The sequence below is a fragment of the Ideonella azotifigens genome, from assembly GCF_006519715.1.
Lineage (GTDB): Bacteria > Pseudomonadota > Gammaproteobacteria > Burkholderiales > Burkholderiaceae_C > Ideonella > Ideonella azotifigens.
Window position 1 is genome coordinate 1 of record NZ_VIDT01001204.1, and the last position, 996, is coordinate 996.

Here is a 996-nt window from a genome sequence, read left to right on the forward strand (position 1 = left end):
ACCCCGATGTCCTGCAGCAAGTTGGTGGTCTGCTCGATCTGCGCGGCCAGCGTGTGGCCGTCGTACGGGTTGCCGGGGAAACTGCGCGCGCCCACCATCAGCCCGTGCTGGTGGGTGACAGCCAGGCTCACCTTCACGCCGAACTCGTAGGGCTGGCGCGCCTTGCCCTTGGAGATGCACTCGGCCTCCGGCGCATGCAGGGCATACAGCTTGTTCTTGTCCTTGGGCCGCTGCCGATGGATGCGCTCGGCGCGCTGCATCCAGGTGTCCAAACTCGCACGGGCCTCGTCGGCCAGGCCGCCCATCTTGCGGCGCACCTCACGCAGCAACCGGCCCAGGATCGTGCGCTGGCGTTTGAGCACGGCGCGCAGCCGCTTGAACTGCTTGGCATGGGCATACCCGCCTGCGCGCCGGCGCAGTGTCTTGCCCTCGCGCGCATGGGTCTGCTTAAGCGGGATGCCGGCACGCTTGGCCAGCCTGGCGATCTTCTCGCGCGCCACTTCCAGCAGCCGGCTGTCGGTGGGGTGGGCGATGGCCTTGCTCTGCACCGTGGAGTCCACGATCACGCGCTCGAACTCGCTCTTGCCCACCGCGCCCATGGCCACTGCGGTCTCGATCGTGGTCTTGAGCAACTGCTCGACCCCGGCCTCGCCCAACACCCGCCGAAAGCGGCTGATCTGCGCCGGGTCACACGGCAGCCGGGGTTCAAAGTAGACCTGGCCGCTGAAGAACTGGAAGTACACGTCCTGCGACCAGCGCACCACCACCGACTCGTCGCTCTCGTTGTAGGCGTGCTTGAGGTACAGCAGCGCCACCATCAGGCGGATCGGCAGGCGGGGCCGGCCGGCATTGCTGACACCTGCGCCGGCCACCACCAGGCTGGGCCCGAACAGATCAACGTCTTCCACAGACCGCCCTTTGCGATCACGGTGCGCGAACACCGGCGCCAGCGAGGCCTCGATCTGCGTCCAGGGCATGCGCGTGGCCAGCACCGCC

1 protein-coding gene is annotated in these 996 nt (G+C 68.0%); it reads right to left on the reverse strand.

All coding sequences use genetic code 11. The features are described 5' to 3' along the window. A partial coding sequence (locus FKP22_RS31615; RefSeq protein WP_141292098.1) for an IS5 family transposase occupies positions 1-996 on the reverse strand: 996 nt, incomplete at both ends.